This is a genomic window from Paracoccus simplex, assembly GCF_042648325.1.
Classification (GTDB): Bacteria; Pseudomonadota; Alphaproteobacteria; order Rhodobacterales; family Rhodobacteraceae; genus Paracoccus; species Paracoccus simplex.
On sequence record NZ_JBHRXE010000001.1, the window covers coordinates 93541 to 112156 of the forward strand.

Here is an 18616-nt window from a genome sequence, read left to right on the forward strand (position 1 = left end):
ACCGGGTCGCAAAGACAGACCGAAAGGAGCAAGCCATGACCACCCTGAATGTCAGCCGCCGCACCATGCTGGCGGGCGCCGCCGTTGCCGGGGTTCTGACCCAGGTGCGCCGGGCCGCAGCCGAGACCGGCGAGGTGCTGACCCCCGCCGCCGCGACCGACGTGGCCGGCCTGCCGCGGGTCCAGGTCAAGCTGGTCGATCCGCCCTTCGTGCACGCGCATGAGCAGGTGGCCACCGGCGGCCCGAAGATCGTGGAATTCCGGATGGTCATCGAGGAGAAGAAGATCACGCTGGACAATGACGGCGCCGAGGTCTGGGCCTCGACCTTCAACGGCACGGTGCCCGGCCCGCTGATGGTCGTGCATGAGGGCGACTATGTCGAGCTGACGCTGGTCAACCCGCCCTCGAACGAGCTGATGCACAATATCGACTTCCACAGCTCGACCGGCGCTCTGGGCGGCGGCGGCCTGACCCAGGTCAACCCCGGCGAGCAATGCGTGCTGCGCTGGAAAGCGACCAAGCCCGGGGTCTTCGTCTATCACTGCGCCCCGCCCGGCATGGTGGCCTGGCACGTCGTTTCGGGCATGAACGGCGCCGTCATGGTGCTGCCGCGCGACGGGCTGAAGGACCGCGACGGCCAGCCGGTCAAATACGACCGCGTCTATTACATCGGCGAACAGGATTTCTACGTGCCCAAGGACGAGAACGGTAAGTGGAAAACCTACGACACCCCCGGCGAAAGCTACGAGGATACCGTTGCCGTGATGAAGACGCTGACGCCCAGCCATGTGGTCTTCAACGGCGCCGTTGGCGCGTTGACCGGCGACAACGCGCTGAAGGCGAAGGTGGGCGAGACGGTGGCCTTCATCCACAGCCAGGCCAACCGCGACACCCGGCCGCACCTGATCGGCGGGCATGGCGACTATGTCTGGGCAACCGGCAAGTTCACCAACCCGCCCGAGCACGGGCTGGAGACCTGGTTCATCCCCGGCGGCACCGCGGGGCTGATGATCTACAAGTTCCAGCAGCCCGGCGTCTACGCCTATGTGAACCACAACCTGATCGAGGCCTTCGAGCTGGGCGCCGCCGGCCATGTGGTGGTCGAGGGCGACTGGGACGATGATCTGATGAAGCAGGTGATGGCCCCGAGCCCGATCAGCTCGTGATCCGATCCGGCCGCCCCGCGCCTGTCGCCGGGGCGGCCTTTTCCCTTCTGCTGTGAACGGAGAGATCCGATGCACGGATCCGCCTTCCTCTTCGCCGCGGCGCTTGGCGCGCTTGGCCTGAGCCTGTGGCCGCCCTTCCTGCAGCGCGAGGCGGCGAAGGGCCCGGACCTGCCCGCCATGGTGCGGCTCGAGCCCCGGCCCTTCGAGCATCGGCTGGACGGCGACTGGCAGCGGGACGGCTGGCCGGTGGACGCGCCGGTCGCCACCGTCTCGATCCCCGCGCCGGTCGAGATCATGGCGACTCCGGTCAGCACCGGGCAATACCTGGAATGCGTGGCGGCCGGGGCCTGCACCGCGCCCGGCGGCCCGACCGACCGGGGCGAACTGCCGGTGACGGGGGTGAACTGGCTGGACGCCACCGCCTATGCCGCCTGGCTTTCGGCCGAGACCGGCCAGAGCTGGCGCCTGCCCAGCGATGTCGAATGGGCCCATGCCGCAGCCGAGCTGTTCCGCGACGACCGGCTGGGGGTGGACAGCGACCCCGCCAATCCTGCGGTGCTGTGGCTGGCGCAATATGCCGTCGATGCCGCCCGCCAGCGCGAACTGGACCGCGAGATCCGGCCGGTGGGTCAGTTGAATGTCAACTCGCTGGGCGTGCATGACATCGGCGGCGCCGTCTGGGAATGGACCTCGACCTGCCTGCGCCAGGTCCAGATCGACGACAGCGGCCGCATCCTGCGCGAAGGCGAAAGCTGCGGCATCTACATCGCCGAGGGGCTGCATCGTGCGGCCATGGTCGATTTCATCCGCGATCCGAAATCCGGCGGCTGCTCGGTCGGGGTGCCGCCCGCCAATCTGGGGTTCCGTCTGGTGCGCGAGACCGGCTGATCCCGCGCGCCTGGGACGAAACACCACGGAAGAAGGCCATAGGAATGCTTTGCTCTCGCCCGGTTTTGCGGCACCTAGGGGGAAACCCATGGTGAAGGCGCGGAATGTGGCGATCGACATTTCACTGGTGCGGAACCTGCCGCTGTTCCGGGACATGGCGTCCGAGGCGCTGACGCGGCTGATGGCGCGCGCCGGCGCGCATCGCGTGGCGCAGGGCGAAACGGTGTTCGAACAGGGCGCGCAGGCCACGGCCTTCTACCTGCTGCTGCACGGCCGGCTGAAGGTGACGCAGATCACGCCGGACGGCCAGCAGGTGATGATGCGCGTGGTGCATCCCGGCGACCTGTTCGGCTTTGCCCGCGCCCTGGCGCGGCCCGACTATCCCGGCACCGCCCGCGCCGCGGTCGATTCGATCGTGGCCGGCTGGCCGATGTCGGATTGGGACACGGTGGTCGAAAGCAATCCCCGGCTGGCGATCAACGCCCTGCAAACCATCGGCCAGCGCCTGGACGAGGCCCATACCCGCCTGCGCGAGATGTCCACCCAGGAGGTCGAGCGCCGGGTCGCCCATGCCGTCCTGCGTCTGGCCGAGAAGGCCGGCCGCATCGAGGGCGGCGGCACCCGCATCGACTTTCCCATCACCCGCCAGGACATCGCCGAAATGACCGGCACGACGCTGCACACCGTCTCGCGCCTGCTGTCCGGCTGGGAGGCGCGGGGCCTGGTCGAGGGCGGCCGGCAGAAGCTGACGGTGATCGACGCCGGCGCCCTGGCGCGGATCGCCGATCCCGCGAACTGATTTCCGGCCGCTTCTTTGCGTTCGCTCAACGAGGCGGCGCGCGGAAGGGCATAGAGGCTTGGTTCCGAACCCATGACCCGGATACCATGCCGATGCACCCGCCTTCGCCCTTTGCCGCCCCTGTCCCGGCCGTGACCGCCGGGGTCGGCCGGCCTTGGTCCCGGAAAGGTCCGATCCGATGAGAATGAAGCTCTCTGCCGCGCATCGCCAGATCGCCTGCCAGTCGCGGCTGCTTTCGGCCGTGCCGCCCGATCTGCGCGACAGCCTGCTGGATGCGGCGCATGTCAGCCGCCAGCGCCGCGGCCAGGTGGTCTTTCACCAGGGCGATGCCGCCCATTCCATCCATGTCGTCGCCGACGGCTGGGTCAAGCTCTACCGCATCGCCGCCAACGGCTCCGAGGCGGTGGTGGGGGTGATGACGCGCGGGCAAAGTTTCGGCGAGCCGATCGCGCTGCGCCGCGCCAGCTATCCGGTCTCGGCCGAGGCATCGACGGATTGTCAGCTGATCGCCATTCCGGCGCGCGCGGTGCTCGACCTGCTGCACGCGCATCCCGCCATCGCCATCTCGATCCTGTCGGCCACCTTCATGCATCTGCAGGGGCTGGTCGAGCAGATCGAGCAGCTCAAGGCGCTGTCCGGCGCCCAGCGGGTCGCCGAGTTCCTGCTGGAGCTTTGCCCCGAAGGCGAGGCCAGCGCCACGGTGGTGCTGCCCTATGACAAGGCGCTGATCGCGGGGCGGCTGGGCATGAAGCCGGAAAGCCTGAGCCGCGCCTTTGCCCGGCTGCGCGACCATGGCGTGCGGGTCAGCCAGACCAGCGCCGCCATCGCCTCGGTCAGCCGGCTGCGCGACCTGGCCCAGGCCGACACGCTGGGCGCGCTCGGCCCCGCCGGCTGAGCCGGACGGAAGGCTTGACATCGGTCGAGGAAGCGGCTGGGCTTTCGGCCAGACCGCCGGCGGCCGGCGGCTGCGCAGGAGGCAGGGGTCATGGACAGGATAAGCCGGCAGGATGGACGCTTCGTCGTCGATGCCGATCTGCTCGGCCCGGCCTTCGGCCTGGACCCGGCCCTGGTGCCGGGGCTGATGCAGCAGGGCCGGATCACCAGCCGCCACGAGACCGGCGAGGGCGCGGATGCCGGCACTTTCCGCCTGAGCTTCTTCCATGCCGGCCGCGTCCTGCGCCTGACCGTCGACGCCGAGGGGCGCATCCTGAAACAGGCGCGCTTCGACCGCCCCGAACGCCCGGGCGGCGCCGGCTGAGGCGCCGCCGCGACCCGGCCGGATTCAGGCGGCCAGCGCCCGCGGGAACAGGATCGTTTCCTCCAGGTGGATATGCGCGACCACGTCGTCGCAAAGCTTGCGCAGCCCGGTATAAAGCGCGGTCCACGAGCCGCAGGCGCCGATGGGCAGGCGCAGCCCGTTGGTGACATGCTCGATCCGGCGCAGCAGTTCCGAGGTGTCGGCATGGTCCTGGTGCATCACCTGGATCGGCCCGGCCAGCGTGGCGCCGGCACCTTGCAGAATGGCCGGGAACAGCACCTTTTCCTCTTTCGTCATGTGGGCGTCCAGATCGCCGTGCAGCAGGATCAGCGCCTCGGTCAGGCCCAGCGGTGCCTCGTCATGGTCGCCATGCACCGATTCCACCCGGTTGGCGAGCTGGACCAGAAAGGCCAGCTCCTCGCGATGGGTGGCGTGGTAGCGGTCCAGGATATGCGCGACCAGCCCGGCCGTGTCGGCGGGGGCGTCCTGTGCCGCGCGGTCGATCAGCGCCTGCAGCCGCGCGGTCAGCGCCGCCAGGTCCAGCCCGGCCTTGCGGGCGGCTTCGGCCAGGCTGATATCGCCGCCGCAGCAGAAGCTGATATCGGCATCGCGGAAGATGCCGGCGGCGCCGGGCAGTTTCGCGGCGATGTCGCGCACGGTGTTTTCGGGATAGAGCAGCGTGTCGGTCATGGGTGGTTTCCTTTTGCTTCGGGGTTCCAGGCCCCGGCCTGCGGCGGGGCGAGATGCAGCAGATCGACGGCGCGGGCCGCGATCTGGGCCACGGCCTCGGTCAGGCTGGCCGGGCGCAGGTAGAAGGCCGGGACCGGCGGCAGGATCACCGCCCCCATCTCGGCCGCGGCCTGCATGTTTCGCAGATGCGCCAAGGTCAGCGGCGCCTCGCGCGCCAACAGCACCAGCGGCCGGCGTTCCTTCAGCTGCACGCCGGCGGCGCGGGTCAGCAGGCTGTCGTCGAAACCATGGGCGATGGCGGCCAGGCTGCGCATCGAGCAGGGCGCGACGATCATCCCCGCCACCGGGCAGGAGCCCGAGGCGATGGCCGCGCCCAGGTCGCGCTGCGGATGCACCCGCGCCGCCATGGCGCAAAGCCCGGCCAGCGCCTGCGGCCCGACCTCCTCGGCCAACGTCCGCTCGGCCATGGCCGAGACCACCAGGTCGATCTCGGCCCCCAGCCGGGCCAGCTTCTCGGCGCAGGCGAGCGCCAGCGCCGCGCCCGAGGCGCCCGAGACGCCCAGCACCACCCGGCTCATGCCACGACCTCCGCCAGGATCGCCGCCGCCCGCGCCTCATGCGTGGGGTCGAGGCGCATCTCGCGGCCCCAGTCGCGGGCGGTCTCGGTGCCGATCTTGGTGGTGGCGTCGATGCCGATCTTGCCGGCCAGCCCCTCGCGCGGCGAGGCGAAGTCCAGGTAGTCCATCGGCGTGCGGTCGATCAGCATGACATCGCGGGCCGGATCCATGCGCGTGGACAAGGCCCAAAGCACGTCGTCCCAGTTGCGGATGTCGATTTCGCCATCCACCACCACGATCATCTTGGTATAGCAGAACTGCGGCAACATGCCCCAAAGCGCCATCATCACCCGCCGCGCCTGGCCGGGATAGGCCTTGTCGATGCGCACCACCGCCATGCGATAGGAACAGGCGGCGGGCGGCAGGAACAGGTCGCGGACCTCGGGGATCTGGCTGCGGATCACAGGCAGCGCCAGGTCGTTGAACACCTCGCCGATGACCGAGGGCTCGTCGGGCGGCCGGCCCGTCACCGTGGTCAGGTAAAGCGGGTCGCGTCGGCAGGTGACGGCGCTGACGCGCATGACCGGGAACGGCTCGACGGCGTTGTAATAGCCGGTATGGTCGCCGAAGGGCCCCTCGGGCGCGGTTTCGCCGGGATGCACCCAGCCCTCGACGACGATCTCGGCGCGGGCGGGCACCATCAGCGGCACGGTGCGGGCGGCGGCGAGTTCGGTGCGCGCGCCGCGCAGCACGCCGGAAAAGCCCAGTTCCGAGACGGTCTCGGGCAGCGGCAGGGCGGCGGCCAGCAACAGCGCCGGATCGGCGCCAAGCGCGATGGCGACCGGCATCGGCTCGCCCGCGCGCAGCCACGAGCGGTGATGCGCAGCGCCGCCGCGATGCGCCAGCCAGCGCAGGATCAGCCGGTCCGGCCCCAGAACCTGGGCGCGATAGACGCCCAGGTTATAGCGGCCATGGTCCGCGGCCTCGGACCCGTGCGGCCGGGTCATGACCACGGGCCAGGTGATCAGCGGCCCGCCATCCTCGGGCCAGGGGGTCTGCACCGGCAGACGGTCGAGGCCGGGCAGCACCTCCTCTTGCGAGGCGGCATGGCGCGACAGACGCGGCCGGGCGGCCAGCGCCGCGCGCAGCACCGGCCAGCGCGACAGCGCGTCGCGCATCCCCTCGGGCGGCTCGGGGCTGCGCAGGCTGGCCAGGAAGCCGCCGAAGGCCGGGATCTCGTCCAGCGCCAGCCCCAGGCCGGCCGCCACCCGCTCGCGCGTGGCGAAAAGATTGGTCACCACCGGCATCGGTGGCCCGTCATGCGCGTCGAAGCGCAGCACCGGCCCGCCACGGCGCAGGGCGGCAAGCTGCACCGCCGTCATCTCGTGGCGCAGCGAGACGGGGGCGGCGATCCGCGCCAGATCGCCGCGCGCCTCGGCAAAGGCAAGAAACGCCCGCAGGTCGGGAAAGGGCGGCAGGCTGCGCATCGGGGGCTCCGGTCTCGGCTCGTTGCGGCGGAACCTAGGGCCGGAAATGCGCGTGCCGCTTGACCGATATCAATTCGGCTGCGGAATTTGCGGGCTAGGTCGGAGGCATGACCTCGCCCCGCCCCCTTCCGACCGTGCTGCGCCGTCTGCCGGTCCCGCCACTCGCCCCGCGCCTGATGGGGATTGCCCTGACCGCGCTGCTGCGGCGCATCGCCCGCCGCCAGCCGGCGATCCTGTCCCGGCTCGGCCCGTATGAGGCCGCGCGCTTCCTGATCGACGTGACCGATGGCCCGGTCCTGCTGCTGATCGAGCCCGCGGCCCGGCGCATCGCCGCCCATCCCCGCAGCCGCGAACCCGACCATGATGCGGCGATCCGCGGCCGGCTTGCCGCCTTTCTCGCCATGCTGCACGGCGCCGAGGACGGCGATGCGCTGTTCTTTTCCGGTGAGCTGCAGATCGGCGGCGACACTTCCGCCGTGCTGGCGCTGCGCAATGCGCTGGACGACGCCGAACTGGACCTGGCCGCCGAGCTTGCGGCGATTCCCGGCCGCCCCTTCGACCGCTGGCTGCGCCGGGGCGCCGACCTGCTGGCGCGGCGCAGCGGCTATGTGCTTTCCAGACAGGAGACGAGCCCATGATGGAACTGGTCTGTCCCGCCGGCACCCCCGCCGCCCTGCGCGCGGCCGTGGATGCGGGGGCGCATACGGTCTATTGCGGCTTTGCCAATGAAACCAACGCCCGCAACTTTCCGGGGCTGAACTTCTCGGCCCAGGAGCTGGCCGAGGGCGTGGCCTATGCCGCGGCGCGCGGCGCCCGGGTGCTGGTCGCGATCAACACCTTCCCGCGCGCCGGCGACCAGGCGATCTGGCACCGCGCGGTGGCCGAAGCCAAGGCGGCCGGCGCCCATGCCGTGATCCTGGCCGACCTGGGCCTGATCGCCCATGCCGCCGAGGCGCATCCCGACCTGCGGCTGCATCTGTCGGTGCAGGCGGCGGCGGCCAACCCGGATGCGATCAACTTCTATGCCGAAACCTTCGGCATCCGGCGCGTCGTCCTGCCGCGGGTGCTGACGGTCGAGGAGATCACCGCCATCAACCGCGAGATCGACGTCGAGACCGAGGTCTTCGTCTTTGGCGGGCTCTGCGTCATGGCCGAGGGACGCTGCTCGCTGTCCTCATACGCGACGGGGCTGTCGCCGAACATGAACGGCGTCTGCTCACCGGCCAGCCACGTAGTCTATGGCGAGGTGGGCGGCCAGAATGAGGCCCGGCTGGGCGGCTTCCTGATCCACCGCACGCCCAAGGGGGCGCCCGCACCCTATCCGACGCTGTGCAAGGGCTGCTTTACCGCGCCCGCCACCGCCACCGGCGCCGCCCAGACCGGCCATCTGTTCGAAGACCCGGTGAGCCTTGATGCCACCGAACTGATCCCGCGCCTGCGCCAGGCCGGGGTGACGGCGCTGAAGATCGAGGGCCGCCAGCGCTCGCGCGCCTATGTGGCGCAGGTGGTGCGCGCCTTCCGCGCGGCGGTCGAGGCGGTGGAAACCGGTGCACCGATGCCCGCCGGCCTGCTGGCGAAGCTGACCGAGGGTCAGGCCGCCACCACCGGCGCCTACGCGAAAACCTGGAGGTAGCCATGGATCTGACCATTGGGCCGATCGCCTTTTTCTGGAACGCCGAAACCGTGCGCGGCTTTTACCGGACTTTGGCCGCAAGTCCGGCGCGGCGGGTGGTGATCGGCGAATGGGTCTGCTCGAAACGCCTGCCATTCTGGCAGCAGGAGATTCCCGGCGCCGTCGAATGCCTGCGCACCGCCGGCAAGGAGGTGGCGCTGTCCACGCTGGCGCTGATCACCCTGCGACGCGAGCGTCGGCAGACCGAGGAACTGTTCGCCACCGGCCTGCCGGTCGAGATCGCCGATCTGGGGGCGCTGAAACACCTGCCCGAGGGGATGCCCTTTCAGGTCGGGCCGCTGGTCAATGTCTATAACGAGGGCACGCTGGAATGGCTGGCGAGGAAGGGCGCGACCCGCATCTGCCTGCCGCCCGAGCTGCCGCTGGCCTCGGTCGCCCGGCTTGCGGCGGCGGGTGCGGCGGCGGGTCTTGCCGTCGAGGTCTGGGGGCATGGCCGCGCGCCGCTGGCGATCTCGGGGCGCTGCTATCATGCTCGCCTGCACGACCGCGCCAAGGACAGCTGCCAGTTCATCTGCGGCGACGACCCGGACGGCCGCGATGTCGAGACGCTTGAAGGCGTGCCCTTCCTGACAGTGAACGGCGTGCAGACGCTGGGCCATGCCCATACCACCGCGGCCGGGCAGATCGACGAGCTGCGCGAGGCCGGCGTGACGGCGCTGCGGCTGTCGCCGCAGACCGGCGATTTCGCCGGGCTGGTCGGGCTTTACCACCGTATCGCCCAGGGCGGCACGCCGCGCCCCGAGGCGCTGGCCGGGCTGCGCCGGCTGATGCCGGAAGCCGCGCTCGCCGACGGCTTCCTGGCGGGGACGCCGGGCGCCAGCATCGCCGGCTGAGGCCGATCCGAGAGGGCCGGCCGGGCGCGAATCCGCGTCCGCCGGATCTGATCGCCCTCGGGTTGTGCCGGCCCGTCCGTGCCGATGACCCATGCCGTCGAGGGCAAACACCATGTGGTCATCGCGGCCGATGGCCTCGGCTCGGCCGGCACCCGGGCGCCCGTCAGTCGGCGGGGTCGGGAAACACCATGACGCTGCCCGGCCGCGGGGCCAGGCGGATCAGGCTGCCGGGTGCCGGCAGCACCAGGCCGGGGATGCGGGATTTCATCGCTGCGCCGCCCGGCTCCAGCCGGGTCTCGACCAGGCTGTCGCGACCCAGATAGCGGGCGCGCTCGACCCGGGCCGGGGTGCCGCCGACCTCGACCGTGACCAGATGCTGCGGGCGGACAACCACCTCGGCCCGGCTGCCCTCGGCCAGGCCGAAGGCCGGAAAGGCGCCCAGCACGGTCTGCACCCGGCCGTTTCTGACCCGGCCTTCGACCGTGTTCAGGTCCGAGAAGAAGGCTGCGACGCCGCGATCGGCGGGCCGGTCGTAAAGCTGATCGGGCCGCCCTTCCTGGATCAGCCGGCCCTGGCGCATGACGGCGATGCGATGGCCCATCAGCATCGCTTCCTCGGGGTCGTGCGTGACCATCAGCACCGTGGTCCGGGTCTCGCGCAGCAGGTCCAGCGCCGCGTCGCGCACGCCGTCGCGCAGCCGGTGGTCGAGGCTGGAAAACGGTTCGTCCATCAGCATCAGGCAGGGGCGCGGCGCCAGGGCGCGGGCCAGCGCCACGCGCTGCTGCTCGCCCCCCGAAAGCTCGTGCGGATATTTCGCCGCATGGCCGGACAGGCCGACCCGCTCCAGCAGCTCGCCGATGCGGCCGCGATTCTGCCGCGCCGGGCCCTGCAGGCCGAAGCCGACATTGGCCGCCACGTCCAGATGCGGGAACAGCGCGAAATCCTGGAAAACCATGCCGACCGGGCGCCGTTCCGGCGGCAGGAAGGTATCGGCCCCCGACATGGGCCGGCCGTCGATCCGGACGGTGCCCGAATCGGGCCGCTCGATGCCGGCGATCATGCGCAGCGTGGTCGATTTGCCGCAGCCCGACGGGCCGAGCAGGCAGGTCACCTCGCCTCGTGCCACGCGGAAGCCGATATCCTCGACCGCCGCCACGCCGGCGAAGCGGCGGCACAGCGCCTTGACCTCCAGCATGGGCAGGGTTGCGGCGATATCGGGCGCGGCCTCGCGCGCATCCACCTGGCTGGCCCAGTCGGGAGGGCTGGCTAACTGGTTCATCGGCATCCCTTCGTGACCGCACCCGCAGGAGAATAGTTTACTTTAGTAGTTAGTTTAGTAAACAGGTCGAGAAATCGCAAGGAGGACAGAATGCGTGTCGGACTCTCTGGACTGATCGGTGCCGTATTGGCTGCGCAGGCGGTTGCCGCAAACGCCCAGGAACTGAACCTCTACACCACGCGCGAGCCGAATCTGATCGAGCCGCTGCTGGCCTCGTTCACCGAATCGACCGGGGTGAAGGTGAACACCATCTTCCTCAAGGACGGCCTGCCCGAGCGGGTCGAGCAGGAGGGCGAAGCCTCGCCCGCCGATGTGCTGATGACCGTGGACATCGGCAACCTGGTCGACCTGGTCGATCGCGGCCTGACCCAGCCGGTCGATTCCGAGGTGCTGGCGGCCGCCATCCCCGAGAATCTGCGGGACAAGGACGGCAACTGGTTCGCGCTGTCGCAGCGGGCGCGGGTGCTTTACGCCGACAAGAATCTGGATCTGTCGAGCTTCACCTATGAGGATCTCGCCAAGCCGGAATGGAAGGGCAAGGTCTGCATCCGCTCGGGTCAGCATCCCTACAACGTGGCGCTGACCGCCTCCTACATCGTGCATCACGGCGAGGAAGCCGCGAAGACCTGGCTGGAGGGCGTCAAGGCGAACCTGGCCCGCACTGCCGGCGGCGGCGACCGCGACGTGGCGCGCGACATCATGGGCGGCATCTGCCAGATCGGCATCGCCAATTCCTATTACGTCGGCCTGATGCGCAGCGGCGCCGGCGGCCCCGAGCAGCAGGAATGGGTCAAGGCGATCAAGGTCGTCCTGCCGACTTTCGAGAGCGGCGGCACGCAGGTGAACGTCTCGGGCGCGGCGGTGGCCAAGCACGCGCCGAACAAGGACGAGGCGGTGCAGCTGCTGGAATACCTGGTCTCGGACGAGGCGCAGAAGCTCTATGCCGAGGCGAATTTCGAATATCCGGTCAAGGCCGGCGTCGCGGTCAGCCCGGTGATCGAGGACATGGCGGGCCTCAAGGCCGATGCCGCCGACCTGACCGAGATCGCCCGCCAGCGTAAGACGGCGAGCGAGCTGGCCGAGACGGTCGGCTTCGACAACTGAAGCGAAGCGCGCAGGCATGAACCCGGAATTGACACAGGCTTCCCGCGACCGCGCGGGGACGGGCTGGCAGGCGGCAGCTTTGGTGATCGCCGCGCTGGTTCTGTTGCCGGTGCTGGCGCTGGGACTGTTCGCGCTGCAGGGCAGCCCGGGGCTTTGGGCGCATCTGATCGGCAACGTGCTGCCGGTGGCGGCGCGGCAGACGGTGATCCTGTTGGTGGGTGTCGGCATCATCGTCGCGACGCTGGGCACGGTGACGGCCTGGCTGGTCGCGGCCTGCGATTTCCCGGGGCGGCGCATCTTCGGCTGGGCGCTGCTGCTGCCGTTGGCGGTGCCGACCTATATCGTCGCCTATGCCTATCTGGACATCCTGCATCCGGTCGGGCCGGTGCAGGGCGCGATCCGCGGCTGGCTGGGCTATGCCAGCCCGCACGAGTTCCGCCTGCCCGACATCCGCTCGATGCCCGGCTGCATCCTTCTGCTGGGGCTGGTGCTTTATCCCTATGTCTACCTGCCGGTGCGGGCGCTGTTCGCCATGCAGGCCGTCAACCTGCTGGATGCCGGCCGAACCTTGGGGGCCGGGCCGGTCGCCACCTTCCTGCGCGTGGCGATTCCCCTGGCCCGGCCGGCCGTCGCCATCGGCACGGCGCTGGCGCTGATGGAGGCGATGAACGACATCGGCGCGGCCGAGTTCCTGGGCGTGCGCACGCTGACCGTCTCGGTCTATTCGACCTGGATCAACCGTTCGGACCTGCCGGGGGCGGCGCAGATCGCGCTGGCGATGCTGGCCATCACCATGGCGCTGGTCATGCTGGAGCGCCGCGGTCGCAAACGCCAGCGTTACGCGGCGGGGGCGCAGCGCAGCCAACCCTTGCGGCGCACGCGGCTGCGCGGCTGGCGGGCCGGTGCGGCGGTGCTGGTCTGCGCGCTGCCGGTCGCCTTCGGTTTCGCGGCGCCGGCCTGGTATCTGGTCGGCGCGGCCTGGGCGCGCTACCGTTTCGCCGGCCTGTCGCCGCGCATTCTCGAAGAGGCCGGCAACACCGCCTTCTTCGCCGCGCTGGCGACGCTGGTGGCGCTGCTGTTGGGGCTGGTGGTGACCGGCGCCGCGCGGATGCGGCCGGGGCGGTTGACCCAGACCATGGTGCGGCTTTCGACCTTGGGCTATGCGGTGCCGGGCACCATCCTGGCCATCGGGCTTCTGCCGGTGATCGCGCTGGCCGACCGCCAGATCGCCGCCGCCTCGCAGGCGCTGCTGGGCGCCGGGCCGGGGCTGTTGCTGCTGGGGTCCGGCGCGGCGCTGGTCTATGCCTATGTGGCGCGTTTCCTGGCCATCGCCACCGGCGGCATCGAGGCCGGGCTGAGCCGGGTGCCGCGCTCGCTCGACCATGTGGCGCGGACGCTGGGCCGCAGCCCCGGCCAGGTGTTCCGGCAGGTGCATGTGCCGATCTCGCGTCCGGCGCTGGCCGCCTCGGGGCTGCTGATCTTCGTCGATTGCGTCAAGGAACTGCCGGCCACGCTGCTGCTGCGGCCGCTGAATTTCGAAACCCTCTCGACGCATCTTTACGGCGAGGCGGCGCGCGGCACCTATGAGGATGCGGCCATCGCGGCGCTGATCATCGTGGTCATCGGCATCCTGCCGGTCATGGTGCTGGCGCGGACGATCCGGCGCTGACGGCGGCCGGGCGGGACCGCCCGGCTGCGGGCGGCCCGGTCCCTGCGGGTTATTCGACCGTCAGGGTGATGCGGTCCTTGCCGACCTTTTCGACATCCTCGCGCAGCAGGGCCTGCGGACGGCATTCGAAATTCTCGTAGAGCGTCAGTTGGTCGTCGTAATGCGGGGATTTTTCGCCCGAGGGGCTGATGAAGCCGCTCTGGCCGGGCGGGGCGACGATGCAGACGCTGACCTTGCCGTCCCTGAAGGTGATCAGGTCGCTTTGCGTCCCGCGGTTCATCGCCGTGCCGATGGACAGCGCCTCTCCCTCGTCCGCCTGCGGGATGCCCAGGTAGTTGTCGGTCAGGAAATCGTGCTGCGGCAGCGGCATCCGCCAGTCCGCGACCTCGTCGCTGCCGTAATCCGCGGCCAGCTTGTCGCCGGTCTTGCTCAGCGCGGCCAGCATGACCTCGGCCTTGTCGGCGCCGTTGAAGAAATCATGCGTCTGCGGCACGCCCGCCTTGTCGCCCAGCAGCGCATTGCGCAGCACCTGGACCGGGCGCGAGACGCGGTTGTAAAGCACCGTCGGGTCGATGCCCGGCGCGTCGTCCATCAGCACGTCCTGCACCATCGTGTCGACCCAGGTGCGGAAGATCTGCACCGCCGGCGCGGTGGCGCGGCCGTCCTCGGCCCGCCGCATCTGCCCGTCCCAGTCCCGCAGCGCCGCCAGCATCGCGCCGCGCGGATCCTGCGCCGGAACCTCGTTTGCCGCCTCCAGCAGGAAGGGCAGCAGGGCGCGGGCGTTGATGTCGAGGAAGCTGATCTCGCGGTTGAGATCCCAGACCTCCTCGGGCGTCAGCTTGTCCTTCGCCTGCAGCCGGGACATGATCTCGTGCACCCGGTCGGCGCCGCCCCAGGGGTTCGCCTCGAAATTGCCGACCGGCCCGTGCGTCGAGCGGTTGTTCCAGTTCGCGATCCAGCCCTGGCGGGGTTGTAGGTCTTGGGCACCTCCGAGAAGGGCCGGATGCCCTGCCAGTCCTGGCTGCCGTCGCCCCTGGCGGGCACGCGCTGGTCCTGCGTCTCGGCCCGGAGGGGCAGCAGGCCGGGCGAGACATAACCGATGTTCCCGTCGCGGTCGGCGTAATACCAGTTGATGGTGGTGGCGACCTTCTCGGCCTGTTGCAGCCAGTCCTGATAGGTCTGCGCCTTGGTCGAATCGACCCAGGCCATCAGGGTCTGGATCTCCTTGCCCTTCCAGCTGCGATGAAAGGCATAGGCCCGGCGGTTCGCCGGATCGAAGCGGCTGACCACGCCGTATGCGCTGCTATAGACCGTCGTGGTCACGTCGGGCTGGCCTCTGACCTTGAACACCTCCTGCCGGGCCGTCATCTCGACCAGCTCGCCGTTCTTGCGGTAGCGGGTCGGATCCTCGGGGTCGAGTTCAAGCTCGACGTAATCGTTGACGTCCAGCGGGCCGGCGGTCGCGCCCCAGGCGATCCGGCCGTTGGTGCCGAACAGGATGTTGGGAACGGCAAAGGGCGTGCTGCCGGTCAGGTCGAATCCGGCGCCGTGCAGCCCGATGGAATAGACATAGGACGGGTTGAAATTGCCGAATTGCGGCCCGTTCAGCAGGATCGTGCTGCCGTCGCTGGTCTTTTCCGGTCCCACCAGCCAGATGTTCGAGGCGCGCGGCCGGTCGTTGTCGCCGCCCGGCACCGCCAGGTCGAGCAGGCCGTGGAAACGGCCCGCCTTGGGCGGGGCCGCATCCGCCCTGATCCGGTATTGCCCGCCCTCGGGCACGGTGGTCGGGGCCAGCGGATCCTCGAGCCAATACATCTGGTCGAAAAGCTCGGCCGCTTTTTCCGGGCCATGGGCCTGTTCCAGCCGGGCCAGCACCTTGGCATTGTCGAGCTCGGTCGAGTAATGCGAGAAGCGGCCGGCCATGGTGCCGACATAGATCATCGCCACGTCGAACTCGGTCCAGCTGCTCGGCTCCATGCCGAAATCGGTGAACTGCCTGGGCAGCAGATGCTCGCGGTCGGCCAGCACCTCGGCCAGGCGCTTGTTGTAGCCCGCCGCGTAGCCGCGCAGGATGTCGCGCTGCTCTGCGGGAAGCGCCTCGATCTGGGCGCGGATGTCGGCATGGTCGAAATCGGCGCGGGTGGCGATGTCGAAGGGCAGCCGCTCGGCGCCCAGCACCTCGGAGACGGTTCCCAGCACCGAGCGCCTGGCCATCTCCATCTGGAACAGGCGATCCTCCGCGACCGCATAGCCGAAGCCCGCATAAAGCCCGTAGACGTCATCGGCATAGACATGCGGCACGCCCCAGTCGTCGCGGATGATCTCGACGCTGGATCCGGCATTCGCCGCCGCCGATCCAAGTCCGACCGCTGCCGAAAGCAGCAGCCATGCCAGGGGTTTCCGCTTCAGATTCATTCCATGCTCCTCCCAGAACCGCGCCGGGATGCTGCCCGTGACGCCGCGTCACTTATACATTGACCGCCCGGTCGGTCAATGTGATTAGCAGCCTGGCGGGCAGAGAGCGGCGGGCTACAGATACATGTGCCGGATGGTGTCGTCCTGCAGCATCGCCGCGCGCGTGCCGGTGACGGCGATCCGGCCGCGCACGATCAGATAGCCGCGGTCCGAGATCGACAGGGCGGTTTCGGCGTTCTGCTCGATCAGCAGGACGGTCTTGCCCTCGGCATGGATGCGCGAGACCGTGTCGAAATATTCGTCGATCAGCTTGGGCGAGAGGCCCAGCGACGGCTCGTCCATGATCAGCATCTGCGGGTCGCCGATCAGCGCCCGCGCCAGGGCGACCATCGCCTGTTCGCCCCCCGACATGGTGTTGGCCTGCTGGTTCAGCCGCTCCCTGACGCGGGGGAACAGGGCGCAGATCACTTCGAGCCGCGCCTCGAAGGGCTCGCGGCAGCCCGAGGCGTCATAGCCGAGCCGCAGGTTCTGGCGCACGCTGAGCGAGGGGAACAGCCGCCGGCCCTCGGGGACGAAGCCGACGCCGAGCGCGGCAAGCCGCTCGGTGCCGAGGCGCGAGACATCCTCGCCCATCAGCCGGATCTCGCCGCCGTCCAGCGGCAACAGGCCGGACAGCGCCTTGAAGGTGGTGGATTTCCCCGCGCCGTTCGGGCCGAGCAGGCAGACCAGCTCGCCCTGGCCGATGTTCATCGAGACCTCGCGCAGCATGGCGACCGGGCCATAGGAGGTGCTGACATTCTTCAGTTCAAGCATGTTCGACTGCCTTTTGTCCCAGATAGGCCTGCTGCACGCGCGGCAATTGCCGCACCTCGGCAAAGGCGCCTTCGGCGATCTTCTTGCCGTAGTCGATGACCACCACGCTGTCGGGCAGTTCCGCGACCAGGCGCATGTCATGTTCGATGATCAGGAAGGACAGGCCGGGATTGTCCGCCATGACGCGGCGGATATCGGCCATCAGCGCGGCGGTGTCGCGGTCGTCCATGCCCGAGGACGGTTCGTCGAGCAGGATCAGCCGCGGGCGCGAGGCCAGCGCGCGGGCGATCTCCAGCCGGCGCCGGTCGGCCTGCGGCAGGATGCCCGCCGGCTCGTAGCGCCGGGCGTGAAGCTCCTCCGAGATGCCGCGCAGGATGGTCTCGGCCTGATCCGCGCAGGCGCCGAGCTCGCGCCGCGATCTCTTGGGACGCAGCAGCGCGGTCAGCACGCCGGTCCGGCTGCGCCCGTGCATGCCGATGATGACGTTGTCGAGGATCGACAGGTCCTCGAACAGCCGCGAGGACTGGAAGGTCCGGGCGATGCCGCGCGTCGCGATCCGGTGCGCGGGCAGGCCGGTGATGTCCTCGCCCGCCAGCGCGACGCTGCCCGCGGTCGGCCGGTAGATGCCGGTGACCAGGTTGAACAGCGTGGACTTGCCGGCGCCGTTCGGGCCGATGATGCAGGTGATGGTCGAGGGGGCGACGGTCAGGTCGACGCCGTCCACGGCGACGAGGCCGCCGAAGCGGATGCCGAGCCCGCTCAGTTGCAGCAGCGGTGCGGTCATCATTGGCTTCCGTAATGGCGCTGGCGTTGCGGGAACAGGCCCTTGGGCCGCAGGATCAGGAACAGGATCACCACGACTGAGACGAAAAGCAGCCGGTAGTCCGAGAAGATCCGCAGCTTCTCCGGCAGCATGGTCAGCAGGAAGGCGCCCAGGATCACCCCCAGCGTGTTGTCCATGCCGCCGACGATCACCATGGTCATGATCGTGACCGAGACCAGGAAGGTGAAGTTGTCGGGCGAGATATACGAGATGTAGAAGGCATAGATCGTGCCGGCGAAGGCGGCCAGGAAGGCGTCCACGCCAAAGGCCAGGATCTTGTACCAGACCACGTTGATGCCCTGGCATTTCGCCGCCAGCTCGTCGGCGCGGATCGCGTTCCAGGCCAGGCCGACGCGGCTTTCGTGCAGCCGCTTGGCCGACAGGATCGCCAGCCCCAGCAGCGCCGCCGAAAGATAGTAGAAATTCGCCTGCGAGGGCAGCCGTAAGCCGAACAGCTCGATCGGCTGCATGAAGGAATGGCCCAGCAGGCTGGGGGCCGGGATGCCGACCAGGCCGTTCGGGCCGCCGGTCCAGCTGAGATTGTTCAGCATCTGGTGGATGACGATACCGAAGGCGATGGTGACCAGCGCCAGATAGCTGTCGCGGGTGCGCATCGAGGGAATGCCCAGCAGGAAGCCGAAGAGCGTGGCGACGATGGCGGCGGCCGGCAGCGTCGCCCAGAAGCTCCAGCCGAGATGGATCGCCAGCAGCGCCGAGGTATAGGCGCCGATGCCATAGGTCGCGCCGGTGGCGAAGTTCGGGATGTTGGCCGAGCCGAGCTGGAAGTTCAGCGCCAGCGCCAGCACCGAATAAAGCAGCGAGACGATCAGCAGGTGCAGCGCATAGGTGTTGCCCCCCAGGAAGAACGGATAGACCAGCACGATGGCGACGGCGAGCACGGTCGCCAGCCCGCGCGCCTCGTGGAAGGCGCGCACGATCTCCTCCTCGATCCGGGGCCGCAGTTGCAGCGCCGCGAACAGCCCGCCCATCAGGGCAAGCAGCGCCAGCACCATGGGCGTCGCCTCGGCCAGCAGGAAGGCGCCCAGCAGGGCGGCGCCGCCGATCTCGGTCGCGACGACGGTCAGGCCGGCGGGCAGTGCGGCGCGGCTCTGGACATGGGTCAGGGTCGTGGTGGACATCGG

General features: G+C 69.6%; 17 protein-coding genes and 1 pseudogene. 10 read left to right on the forward strand and 8 right to left on the reverse strand.

What is annotated here, in order from left to right; genetic code table 11:
- Window positions 1-35 precede the first annotated feature (35 nt).
- From nirK to ACFOMP_RS00455, 5 genes are all read left to right on the forward strand, one after another.
- Entirely contained in the window at window positions 36-1166 is a 1131-nt protein-coding gene (gene nirK / locus ACFOMP_RS00435; RefSeq protein ID WP_379027406.1) for a copper-containing nitrite reductase, read from the forward strand.
- Between the two features lie 69 nt (window positions 1167-1235).
- The gene (locus tag ACFOMP_RS00440) at window positions 1236-2054 is read left to right on the forward strand and encodes an SUMF1/EgtB/PvdO family nonheme iron enzyme (RefSeq protein WP_379027408.1); all 819 of its coding nucleotides are present in this window, start codon (window positions 1236-1238) and stop codon (window positions 2052-2054) included.
- Between the two features lie 88 nt (window positions 2055-2142).
- The gene (locus tag ACFOMP_RS00445; protein ID WP_379027410.1) at window positions 2143-2853 is read left to right on the forward strand and encodes a Crp/Fnr family transcriptional regulator; all 711 of its coding nucleotides are present in this window, start codon (window positions 2143-2145) and stop codon (window positions 2851-2853) included.
- 178 nt (window positions 2854-3031) lie between these two features.
- Complete coding sequence (locus ACFOMP_RS00450; protein WP_289896389.1) at window positions 3032-3748, forward strand: Crp/Fnr family transcriptional regulator; 717 nt, start codon at window positions 3032-3034, stop codon at window positions 3746-3748.
- A 90-nt stretch (window positions 3749-3838) separates the two neighbouring features.
- Window positions 3839-4111, forward strand: a complete 273-nt coding sequence (locus ACFOMP_RS00455; protein ID WP_379027412.1) for a DUF6522 family protein — start codon at window positions 3839-3841, stop codon at window positions 4109-4111.
- A gap of 24 nt (window positions 4112-4135) precedes the next feature.
- Here the strand turns inward: ACFOMP_RS00455 and ric are convergent, their stop codons facing one another.
- From ric to ACFOMP_RS00470, 3 genes are read right to left on the reverse strand one after another with little or no spacing between them, the layout of a single operon-like run.
- On the reverse strand, window positions 4136-4801 hold the full coding sequence (ric, locus tag ACFOMP_RS00460; RefSeq protein WP_379027414.1) for an iron-sulfur cluster repair di-iron protein: 666 nt from the start codon (window positions 4799-4801) through the stop codon (window positions 4136-4138).
- Window positions 4798-5379 carry a UbiX family flavin prenyltransferase gene (locus ACFOMP_RS00465; RefSeq protein WP_379027416.1) on the reverse strand — a complete coding sequence of 194 codons (582 nt, stop codon included), beginning with the start codon at window positions 5377-5379 and terminating at the stop codon, window positions 4798-4800. The genes ric and ACFOMP_RS00465 overlap by 4 nt, the downstream gene beginning before the upstream one ends.
- Entirely contained in the window at window positions 5376-6845 is a 1470-nt protein-coding gene (locus tag ACFOMP_RS00470) for a UbiD family decarboxylase (protein ID WP_379027418.1), read from the reverse strand. Before ACFOMP_RS00470 ends, ACFOMP_RS00465 begins: the two co-directional genes overlap by 4 nt.
- Window positions 6846-6952: 107 nt before the next feature.
- Here ACFOMP_RS00470 and ubiT point away from each other — a divergent pair, with 107 nt between their 5' ends.
- Genes ubiT through ubiV form a run of 3 tightly spaced genes read left to right on the forward strand, consistent with a single transcriptional unit; the run spans window position 6953 to window position 9371 of the window.
- Entirely contained in the window at window positions 6953-7483 is a 531-nt protein-coding gene (ubiT, locus tag ACFOMP_RS00475; RefSeq protein ID WP_289896384.1) for a ubiquinone anaerobic biosynthesis accessory factor UbiT, read from the forward strand.
- Entirely contained in the window at window positions 7483-8478 is a 996-nt protein-coding gene (gene ubiU / locus ACFOMP_RS00480; protein ID WP_379027503.1) for a ubiquinone anaerobic biosynthesis protein UbiU, read from the forward strand. Before ubiT ends, ubiU begins: the two co-directional genes overlap by 1 nt.
- Before the next feature lie 2 nt (window positions 8479-8480).
- Window positions 8481-9371 (forward strand): ubiquinone anaerobic biosynthesis protein UbiV, encoded by an 891-nt coding sequence (ubiV, locus tag ACFOMP_RS00485; RefSeq protein ID WP_379027420.1) that lies wholly within the window; start codon window positions 8481-8483, stop codon window positions 9369-9371.
- A gap of 163 nt (window positions 9372-9534) precedes the next feature.
- Here the strand turns inward: ubiV and ACFOMP_RS00490 are convergent, their stop codons facing one another.
- Complete coding sequence (locus ACFOMP_RS00490; RefSeq protein ID WP_379027422.1) at window positions 9535-10650, reverse strand: ABC transporter ATP-binding protein; 1116 nt, start codon at window positions 10648-10650, stop codon at window positions 9535-9537.
- Between the two features lie 90 nt (window positions 10651-10740).
- On the opposite strand from ACFOMP_RS00490, the gene ACFOMP_RS00495 reads away from it, so the two are divergent.
- Complete coding sequence (locus ACFOMP_RS00495) at window positions 10741-11754, forward strand: extracellular solute-binding protein (protein ID WP_289896381.1); 1014 nt, start codon at window positions 10741-10743, stop codon at window positions 11752-11754.
- Window positions 11755-11782: 28 nt separating this feature from the next.
- Window positions 11783-13423 (forward strand): ABC transporter permease, encoded by a 1641-nt coding sequence (locus ACFOMP_RS00500; RefSeq protein WP_379027424.1) that lies wholly within the window; start codon window positions 11783-11785, stop codon window positions 13421-13423.
- A 49-nt stretch (window positions 13424-13472) separates the two neighbouring features.
- On the opposite strand, the pseudogene ACFOMP_RS00505 reads toward ACFOMP_RS00500, so the two are convergent.
- The 4 genes and pseudogenes from ACFOMP_RS00505 to ACFOMP_RS00520 form a co-directional block, all read right to left on the reverse strand.
- Window positions 13473-15838: pseudogene (locus ACFOMP_RS00505) on the reverse strand (penicillin acylase family protein).
- 114 nt (window positions 15839-15952) lie between these two features.
- Window positions 15953-16651, reverse strand: coding sequence for an ABC transporter ATP-binding protein (locus ACFOMP_RS00510; RefSeq protein ID WP_379027426.1), 699 nt, complete (start codon window positions 16649-16651; stop codon window positions 15953-15955).
- Window positions 16644-17435, reverse strand: a complete 792-nt coding sequence (locus tag ACFOMP_RS00515) for an ABC transporter ATP-binding protein (RefSeq protein WP_379027428.1) — start codon at window positions 17433-17435, stop codon at window positions 16644-16646. Before ACFOMP_RS00515 ends, ACFOMP_RS00510 begins: the two co-directional genes overlap by 8 nt.
- Complete coding sequence (locus ACFOMP_RS00520) at window positions 17435-18613, reverse strand: branched-chain amino acid ABC transporter permease (protein ID WP_379027430.1); 1179 nt, start codon at window positions 18611-18613, stop codon at window positions 17435-17437. The genes ACFOMP_RS00515 and ACFOMP_RS00520 overlap by 1 nt, the downstream gene beginning before the upstream one ends.
- Window positions 18614-18616 lie beyond the last annotated feature (3 nt).